We start from the raw sequence: 9,473 nt of genomic DNA, 5'->3' as shown, positions 1-9,473 counted from the left end.
CGGCCCTGAGTTTGTCTCTTAGCTTATAAGCGTTCTCAGTTTTACTAAACGTTCCTAACTGAACCATCCAAATATTTTTAAAAACGGGCAAATGCGACACTTTTGGCTTGGAAGCCAGTGGACGTTTAGAGGCTGCTACGACAGGCTTAACTTCTTTGGGCTTAGGGGATTTTTTGACAGCTGCTGGGCTGGAAGGACTCTTTACCTGGACATCATCCGAAGGTTTTGACGCCTCATCGCTTAGGGCGCCAAGCTCAATTTTCTTAATAGCTTTCTCAGAGGGGCTTGGCTTAAGCAACTCATCACCCTCTACAACTTTACCCGTGTCGCTATCGACCGAGAGCACTTTGAACTGAGGTTGAACCGGCTTACCGATCTCTATTGTTTTATAGTCAGGTTTGGGTGGCACCGGTACTAAAAGACTTCGTCCTTCGTTATGAGGCTTATCAAAAATCATTGGCAGAAATATAATCGCCAAAGACAAGATAACGAACGCTCCGACCAAGCGTTGCTTTAAACTATCAACTGATTCACTCATAACTATCCATAAACTTTTTTGCGGCTTCGACAGTAAAGAACGAGCCAAACACTAACACAAGCGACTCTTTACCAGTAGTCATAGCCGATATTTCCTTCTCTTTTTGCTCTAGGCTAAACGCAAGTGCTTGATCTATCGTCTCGAAGCTAAGAACCTTATCGGACACTTCAGAAAGCACACTCTGCAATTCGGCAATAGACATTGCTCTGTCAACATTCAATGGCGCTATTAGCCAGCGATCCACAGATTCTGAAAGTTCCGCGACAACGCCTCGAACATCTTTATCTGCTAACGCAGAGAACACAACTTCAATTTTATCTTTTCCCTCACCCTCTTTTAACAAAAAGGACTTTAGGAACCTTGCTGCGTGAGGATTATGGCCTACATCAAAATATAAGCCTTTTACTTGGCTAGACTGTTCAAGGCGCCCTGACAACTTAACATTGCACATGCTTCGATATACCGAGTCGGCATCCAGCGAGCGGCCATCAAGCAATAGAGCGATTAACTGATAGGCGAGAAGAATATTGTTATCGGGTAAATTTAGCTTTGGAAACCCCTGAAACTTGAACCTACTCAAATCTTTCTGGGCAACACTCACCAAGTCATCGTCAATATAGAAATCTTCATGACAGACCAAGGTTTGACAAGCGAGCTTCTCAGCACATTCAAAGACGCTTTGAGGAAGGTTTTCACCAGCCAAAAATGGCTGACCTTTCCTTAGGATACCAGCCTTCTCTCTGCCTATTTGTTGAATATCGTCGCCGAGCCAGTCAATGTGATCAATGTCGATTGAAGTAATCACGGAGATATCTGCATCAACGATATTTACGGCATCCAAGCGCCCTCCTAAACCGATTTCGAGCAACACGACATCAAGATCTGCATTAAAGAGGACGTACAAAGCAGCCAAGGTGCCGAACTCAAAGTAGGTAAGCGGAGTGTCTCCCCTCACCTCGTCAATATATTGGAAGGCCTCAACAAGCTGATGGTCACTTGCATCAACGCCAAGCAATTGGACTCGTTCGTTGTATTTAGATATATGTGGAGAAGTATAGGTACCACACCTTAGCCCTTGCGAAGCCAGGCCAGCTTGGCTCAAAGCAATTGTCGAGCCCTTGCCATTAGTACCTGCGACCACCACAATTTTTCGCGGGCGCGCCTCAAAGCTCATTTTTTGGTAGACAGACTTTACTCTATCTAAGCCAAGCTCAATTTCTTTTGGGTGAGATTGTGATATGTGGCTTAGCCACTGATCGAGAGTGTTTAGCACGTTAGGCATGACTTAGGTAGACTGAAGCTCTTCACTCTCAGGTTCGGAATCAGAACCATCGCTATCAGCACTACTTTCTTCAGGTTTAGTCTCTTTAACTTCGTCCGGCGCTACTTTCGCCACTCTGAACTCTGTCAGTTTTGAAATAAGCGAAGACAAGCGATCCCTTAGTTCATGGCGCTCTAGTATCATATCGATTGCGCCATGCTCTAGCAAAAACTCACTCCGTTGAAAACCTTCTGGTAGCTTCTCTCGCACAGTTTGCTCAATAACACGTGGTCCGGCGAAGCCTATCAAAGCATTTGGTTCTGCGATATTCAAATCGCCCAACATCGCCAGACTAGCAGATACTCCACCAAATACAGGGTCTGTTAGTACAGAAATATAGGGAAGTCGTGCCTCTTTTAACTTCTCAAGTGCAGCGGCTGTTTTCGCCATTTGCATAAGTGAGATCAAGGCCTCCTGCATCCGCGCACCACCACTGGCACTAAAGCAAATCAATGGTTTACTTTCATCAAGACATAATTTTATCGCGCGAACAAATTTCTCCCCGACGACAGCCCCCATAGAACCACCAAGAAAAGAGAACTCAAATGCAGCAACGACAACCGGAACACCGTTTACTTCACCCTTAAAAGTAATCAAAGCGTCTTTTTCACCGCTCGCTTTTTGATTCGATACCAACCTGTCTTTGTATTTCTTCGTGTCTTTAAACTTCAGACGATCAACCGGCTCAAGGTTGGCATTAAGCTCAACCCGGTTATCGGGGTCAAGAAAGAGATCAATTCGCTGGCGAGCGGATACACGCATATGATGTTGGCATTTAGGGCAAACATTAAGATTTTTCTCAAGCTCAGGGCCATATAAAGCAGCACTACACTTTGGGCACTTTTTCCATACGCCTTCAGGTATATTGCCTTTTGAACCCGAGTCAGAACGAATCGACTTGGGTTTAATGATGTCCAGCCAACTACTCATTTTTCTACCTACACTCGTAACTTACACATTCAAAGTAAGAGATGGATTAAGCATCCATTGCAATACGCATTGATGAAACCAAGCCCTTAACGGCCTTATTTAACGCAACTTGATCATCTTTATTTTCAGCAATCAGATTTACAATGACGCTGCCAACAATAACGCCATTAGCTAACTTGGAAACAGCAGCAGCTGACGCTGCATCTCTAATCCCAAAGCCAACCCCAACCGGGATTTGGTTATATTTTTGGATCAATGCAACCTTCTCGGCAACCTCAGTTGTACTCAGTTCAGCTGAACCGGTGACACCTTTAACGGATACGTAATATACATAGCCGCTGCTATGACGACCGATATGCTGTATTCTCTCGTCGGTAGTTGTCGGTGCGATCAGGAAGATAGAGTCCAGATCATTTTCTTTCAGAAATGGTACAAGAGATTCAGCCTCTTCAGGCGGCAAGTCGACGATTAACGCACCATCAACACCAACCTCGGCAGCTTCAATAGCAAATTTTTCGTAACCTTTAATTTCCAAGGGGTTTAGGTAGCCCATCAATACGACCGGAGTATCTTGGTCTGTTTCACGAAATTCCTTCACCATCGAAAATATATCATCAAGCGATACATTGTGTTCAAGTGCACGCTCGCAGGCTAACTGAATTACCGGGCCATCGGCCATCGGGTCGGAAAATGGCACGCCAAGCTCGATTATGTCTGCGCCAGCTTCGACTAAGGTATGCATAATCTCAACCGTTGCGCCCGGTCTAGGGTCACCGCCAGTTACGTATGGGATTAATGCTTTTTTACCTTCGGCTTGCAAGTTCTCTAATACAGATTGAATACGACTCATAACTACACCTCAATTCCATCTATGCCAGCAACGGTATGAATATCTTTATCACCACGACCTGAAAGGTTAATGATCATAATTTTATCGGATGACATCGTCGCCGCCTTTTTAATTCCATAGGCGATTGCATGACTTGACTCAAGTGCAGGCATAATACCCTCAACTAGCGTTAGGCGACGGAATGCAGCAAGTGCCTCATCGTCGGTAACCGACACGTAATTTGCTCGCTTCATGTCCTTCAACCAGGAATGCTCAGGACCAACGCCTGGATAATCAAGCCCTGCAGAAATAGAGTGAGTGCCCTGAATCTGGCCAGCCTTATCAGACATCAAGTAGGTACGATTTCCGTGAAGAACTCCCGGAGCGCCAGCGCATAGCGGCGCAGCATGCTCACCAGTCTCGATACCGTGTCCTCCAGCCTCAACACCATACATCTCAACATCGTGGTCGCAGATAAAGGGGTAAAATAAACCGATTGCATTCGAGCCACCACCTACACAAGCGACTAAAGCATCAGGTAATCGCCCTTCTTTCTCAAGGCACTGAGCTTTTGCTTCTCGACCGATGATCGCCTGGAAGTCACGCACAAGCATAGGGTAAGGGTGAGGCCCCGCAACCGTACCAATAATATAAAAAGTATTATCGACATTCGTTACCCAGTCTCGAAGCGCTTCATTCATCGCATCTTTTAGGGTTTTAGTGCCGCTTGTTACTGCTTCAACTTCTGCACCCAGGAGCTTCATTCGATAAACGTTCAGAGCTTGACGACGCACATCTTCAATGCCCATAAAGACCTTACATTCGAGGCCCAAACGAGCTGCAACGGTCGCAGAAGCAACACCGTGCTGACCTGCACCTGTCTCAGCAATCACTCTTGGCTTACCTAAGTACTTAGCTAATAGTGCCTGACCGATGGTATTATTTACTTTGTGCGCGCCGGTATGATTAAGGTCCTCTCGCTTAAGGTAGATCTTTGCACCGCCCACTTCTCTAGTCAGACGTTCGGCAAAATAAAGCGGTGAAGGCCGACCCACATAGTCAGCCATATCCTTATCAAACTCTTTACAGAACTCAGGGTCATCTTTGAGAGAAAGGTATTTCTTCTCAAGGTCTTCAAGCGATGACATCAAAGTCTCTGAAACAAATCGACCACCATAAGGGCCAAAATGCCCTTTATTATCAGGAAGTTGAGCTAACAATTCTTCAGTAATTCGTGTATTCGCTGGCACTCGACACCTCATCTACAAAACTTGAAACTTTAGAGTGGTCTTTCACACCCTTACGTAATTCTACACCGCCACTTACATCTACCGCATAGGGGCGCACCTGTTTAACAGCAGCGCGCACATTCGAGGCGTTTAAGCCCCCGGCAAGAATAAGTGGTTTAGTGGTATTTTTTGGAATAATTGACCATTCAAAGGCCTCTCCTGTTCCACCAGGAACACCTTTTTTATAAGTATCTAGCAATAAGCCTAAGGCACTAGAGTAATGTTTATCGGCCTCTAGAATATCTTGCTCGCACTGAACACGCACGGCTTTAATATAAGGACGATCAAAGCTTGAACAAAAATCTTCGTTTTCATCGCCGTGAAACTGAATAAGGCTTAGCGAGGCTAGGTTAGAAACCTCTTTCACATAAGACTTAGAAGCATTAACAAATAAACCTACAGCAGAAACAAAAGGTGGAAGTTTAGCAATAATATCGCAAGCAAGTTCAGGAGAAACATAACGCGGACTCGGTTCATAAAAAACAAAACCAAGCGCATCAGCACCGGCGTTCACGGCACCCAAGGCATCACTTAAAGATGTTATACCACAAATTTTTGTTCTAGTGCGCACTTTGTCTTGCACAACCCTTTAGCTAAAAATAAATATGCGTCAGCATTATATCGATTTGCTAGACTGCATAATAGTGAAAAATAGTTGAGGCGCTGCTCGCTTCCTAAAACACAGGGCCAGACCATACATACTACAATGCTTAACTAGTCGAGCCTATGAGAAATACGCCACAGATCTGCATCATTGTCCATGCTTCCCGATGCACTTGCAATCATTGAGCGAATTATCGACGGCGCTCCTTGAGATACAGGCACACCAAAATGGGAGGGGTAATCGACATGCGTTAAGAACAAACCATTTGGCTGCGCAGTCACTCCCCCCTTAGTCCGGTCTCGTGCTTCGAGCACCCCGGCACACCAATCTACTGGTTTTCTCTGCTTACCTATTTCCATCAAAACACCAGCAATGTTACGAACCATGTGATGCAAAAATGCATTTCCCTTAATATCAATAACTAAAATATCGCCGAAGCGTTGAACATTAATAAATTCGACAAACCGAAACGGCGTTCTTGACTGGCAGCCTACAGCCCTGAACGAGCTAAAGTCATGCTCACCCACCAAACATTGAGCTGCCTGGTGCATCTTTATTTCATCTAAGGGGTCATGACACCAAGTCATTTCATTATGGAAGATTGAAGGCCTGACCGGGTGATTGTATATCACATAATGATAGCGCCTACTGGTAGCAGAAAATCGCGCATGAAACTCAGAGTCAACACAGCCAGCCCATGAAACACTGATATCTTTTGGTAGGTTTGAGTTGCTACCAAAAACCCACGCTCTTTCACTACGCTGCACTTCGGTGTCAAAATGAACAACCTGATGAGCACCGTGCACACCCTTATCGGTTCTGCCCGCGCAAACAAGCTCTATGGACTGATTGGCGACACTTGATACAGCCTCTTGTAAGTATTTTTGAACGGTAGGTAAGCCACTCTTTTGAGACTGCCACCCGTGATAAGCACTACCATTATATGACAAGCATAACGCAACACGGCCAGTAACGATTTCGTTACCGGCCGTGTCATTCGAAAGATGACCAGAACTCATTTGAGAGTCAACTCAGGTCGTCTAATTAAGACAAGTTTCATCCAAAAACTACCACTGCAAAATAATTAGTCCAATGAACTTAGCAATTCAGCCGCCTCTGCTTGCTGCTCAGAACTGCCTTCTTTAGTTACTTCTTCTAGTATATCTTTGGCGCCCTCGATATCACCCATATCGATATACGCTCGTGCCAAGTCAAGCTTGGTAGACGCTTCATCAGTACCTTCAAGGAAGTCAAACTCGCTTGCATCACCAAGGTCTTCATCAAACGACTGATCTGCATTCATCTTATCTGAAGCTTGCTCAAGAATATCATCGCTGATAACCGGCTTTTCGGCACCTAATGTTGCGTCAGACTCTAAATCTCCTTCTCCGCCCTGAGCTAATGATTCAACGATGGCTGAATCACTTAAATCTGAAGGCAGCTGAATCTCGGTTTCTTGCTCAAGCTCGCCGCTTAAATCTATGTCATCAAGATCCACGTCAAGAATCGCATCATCAAACTCACCAGAGTCTGACAACTCATCAGTAATCTCATCTACAGTTTCGTCTAGCACATCACTAGGCTCTAGAAGCGAGTCATCCAAGTCAGCAGTTAATTCTGCATCGAGTGATTCATCAATACCTAGATCATGCTCTTCATCTAGTTCAACACTGTCAAAGTCAAAAGATTGTGGTTCTTCCTCAAGCGCTTCAGCTTCAGCCTCAATAGACGCTTCAACCTCGCGTTTTGAGGCCTCAACCTCTTCCATCTCGCGATCTAGCTCAAGCTCATGTTCTTTATCTTCTAGCGACACCAACTGCTCATCCAGCATATCTCCGCGGATAGCGCTCGCTTGATCTAAGGCTTCAGAATCCTGAATTGCTTCTAATTCGCTATACTGGCGGTTAAATGCTTCAGTATCACCACTTTGCTTATATACTTCCAGCAACTTCAAGCGCAAGTCTGTTCTAACAGGTTCTTCTGAAATTGCACTTTCAAGAACTGCTGCAGCCTGATCCAGTCTGCCATAGGCAATGTAAACATCAACTTCAGCGATTACATCCTCATTTTCCTCGCCAGAGACGGCAGGCTCTTCTTCAGCAAATAAGTCTTCATCTATGTATTCGTCATCATCTTCAAGAGGGCTATCTAAAGATTCAACTTGCATGCCGTCTTCTTCAGCATCCTGATAATCGTCTTCCGACGATAGCGCATCTTCGCCCTCTTCTTCATATTCAATTTCGTCACTATCGTGCATTGCCTGAAACTCTTGCTCACGCTTAGCGTTATTACGCGAAACCAACCAGAGGACAAACACAACCAGCACAACAACTAGAACAGCAATTGATAAGTAGAGAGGATTACCAACGATCACTTCGATAATGTTCTGCTCAGCCTTAGCTGGCTTGCTTACAGGCATTTCAATAGACTTAGCCTTTTCAACTGCTGGCGATTTCTCAGCAGGTTTCATGCTCTCGGCCTGACCTGCTTGCTCAGTCTTTGGCATCGCTGCAATTTGCTCAGTACTTTCCTTAGCTTCAGCCATAGCGTCTTTTGCGGCTACCGTCTGATCAGAAGCCTCAGCAGCATTTTCAGCAACTGCGTCAGGCATTGCCATCAGCTTATCAGCCTCAGATAGCTCCTCAGTTTCCTGCGCAGCCTTCGCTTCCGCTAGCTCATTGACTCGCATTTGCGTCTGAATATTTGCTAGCTGATCATTCTTTAATGTAAGGAGTCTTTGCAAGGTTTGTAGCTGTTCTTCTAAGTCAGAAACACGACTATTTAACTCTTTATTCTCGATACTCGCTTTATCCAATTTTTCTAGCGTAATCGCTAGCTTCGGATCAGTCTCTTTACCGTTACTGCCGCCTGTTGCAGAGCTACCAGAGTTAGCACTGCTAGCACCGTCGTTTGTCTTTTCAGCAACAACAAGCTTGAGTTCATCACCAGCCCGCTTAACTGCTGGCTGATTAACGTCAGTTTTCGGTGCTTGGCTTGAAGCTACCGACTTCGAGCGTTTGCCTCTCGCAGACTCGTTCTGCGAAATAACTTCTTCTATTGCCTGATGCGTTGAACGCTGCTTAATCTGCTCAAGGCTGGGCAAACGTAGAACCTGACCTGCCTTCAATTTATTGATATTACCCTGAATGAAGGCACCTGGATTTAGGTCCTGAATAGCCAACATAACCTGCTGAGGGCTAACACTTCTATTTGGCCGCGCCTTGATTGCGATATCCCATAACGTATCAGAGCTACCAGTTGGGCCGTACTCACCACCTGAAATACCAGTCGAAGGGTTAGCAACAGAACGGCGACTTACCGGTGCAGGCTCTGGTACATTAAAAACATCGCCAGTTTGCGCTACCTGCGTCGTAACACTTGCAGCTTTAACCGGTGCGACAGGGTCTTCTGAAAATAATGGAGGATCAATCAACAAAGCGTATTCACGCAATAGTCGGCCACTTGGCCAAATCACTTCTACTAAGAAATTTAAAAACGGCTCTCGGACAGGTTTGTTTGTCGTAAGAACAACGACAAGCTTACCATCGGCATTCGTTTCAACTTTAAACCTCAGATCGGATAAAAAGTAAACACGGTCGACATTCGCTTTTAAAAACTCTTCGCGCGTTGCTAGTCCAGGAAGAATTTCTTCTGCCGAGAAATCACCTGAGTTTACAAGCTCTATTTCAGCTTTTAAGGGTTGGTTAAGTGCAGACGTTACAGTCGCCTCACCAATTCCAAGAGCGAAAACAGACTCAGCAATCAATACACCGAGTAGTGATAGAGCAAAGGCCAGCTTGCGTATCATCACTTATTATCCTTTATTATTTCTAACTTAAAAAAACAGTTCACTTATCTACTACCTTATAAAACTCTTCTACTCTACTCACACAAACAGGCATAGCCCATAAAACAAGGTATACAGGTAAAGAGGATTTTTTAAACACTGTAGATTAAGAAAC

The 9,473-nt window shown here is 45.0% G+C and carries 8 protein-coding genes; all 8 read right to left on the bottom strand.

Going from position 1 to position 9,473, the window contains the following annotated elements; genetic code table 11:
- A partial coding sequence (locus tag A3763_RS08745; RefSeq protein WP_068759985.1) for an SPOR domain-containing protein occupies positions 1-538 on the bottom strand: 538 nt, incomplete at its 3' end.
- The gene (locus A3763_RS08740) at positions 531-1,820 is read right to left on the bottom strand and encodes a folylpolyglutamate synthase/dihydrofolate synthase family protein (protein ID WP_068515771.1); all 1,290 of its coding nucleotides are present in this window, start codon (positions 1,818-1,820) and stop codon (positions 531-533) included. The genes A3763_RS08745 and A3763_RS08740, both read right to left, overlap by 8 nt.
- A gap of 3 nt (positions 1,821-1,823) precedes the next feature.
- Entirely contained in the window at positions 1,824-2,789 is a 966-nt protein-coding gene (gene accD, locus A3763_RS08735) for an acetyl-CoA carboxylase, carboxyltransferase subunit beta (RefSeq protein WP_068513657.1), read from the bottom strand.
- Positions 2,790-2,835: 46 nt separating this feature from the next.
- Positions 2,836-3,639, bottom strand: a complete 804-nt coding sequence (trpA, locus tag A3763_RS08730; RefSeq protein WP_068513659.1) for a tryptophan synthase subunit alpha — start codon at positions 3,637-3,639, stop codon at positions 2,836-2,838.
- 2 nt (positions 3,640-3,641) lie between these two features.
- Positions 3,642-4,868, bottom strand: coding sequence for a tryptophan synthase subunit beta (gene trpB, locus A3763_RS08725; RefSeq protein ID WP_231872142.1), 1,227 nt, complete (start codon positions 4,866-4,868; stop codon positions 3,642-3,644).
- Entirely contained in the window at positions 4,843-5,478 is a 636-nt protein-coding gene (locus tag A3763_RS08720; protein WP_068513752.1) for a phosphoribosylanthranilate isomerase, read from the bottom strand. Before A3763_RS08720 ends, trpB begins: the two co-directional genes overlap by 26 nt.
- Before the next feature lie 143 nt (positions 5,479-5,621).
- Positions 5,622-6,530, bottom strand: a complete 909-nt coding sequence (gene truA, locus A3763_RS08715) for a tRNA pseudouridine(38-40) synthase TruA (RefSeq protein ID WP_068513664.1) — start codon at positions 6,528-6,530, stop codon at positions 5,622-5,624.
- A 65-nt stretch (positions 6,531-6,595) separates the two neighbouring features.
- Positions 6,596-9,319: a FimV/HubP family polar landmark protein gene (locus A3763_RS08710; RefSeq protein ID WP_068513667.1), complete on the bottom strand. Its 2,724-nt coding sequence runs from the start codon at positions 9,317-9,319 to the stop codon at positions 6,596-6,598.
- Positions 9,320-9,473 lie beyond the last annotated feature (154 nt).

Source organism: Oleiphilus sp. HI0128 (assembly GCF_001635365.1).
This window is presented reverse-complemented; position numbering and strand designations above follow the sequence as displayed.

Coding starts and splice junctions, on each gene's coding strand:
- accD (WP_068513657.1), bottom strand. CDS start 2,789: ATGAGTAGTTGGCTGGACATCATTAAACCCAAGTCGATTCGTTCTGAC.
- truA (WP_068513664.1), bottom strand. CDS start 6,530: ATGAGTTCTGGTCATCTTTCGAATGACACGGCCGGTAACGAAATCGTT.
- trpA (WP_068513659.1), bottom strand. CDS start 3,639: ATGAGTCGTATTCAATCTGTATTAGAGAACTTGCAAGCCGAAGGTAAA.
- A3763_RS08740 (WP_068515771.1), bottom strand. CDS start 1,820: ATGCCTAACGTGCTAAACACTCTCGATCAGTGGCTAAGCCACATATCA.
- A3763_RS08710 (WP_068513667.1), bottom strand. CDS start 9,319: ATGATACGCAAGCTGGCCTTTGCTCTATCACTACTCGGTGTATTGATT.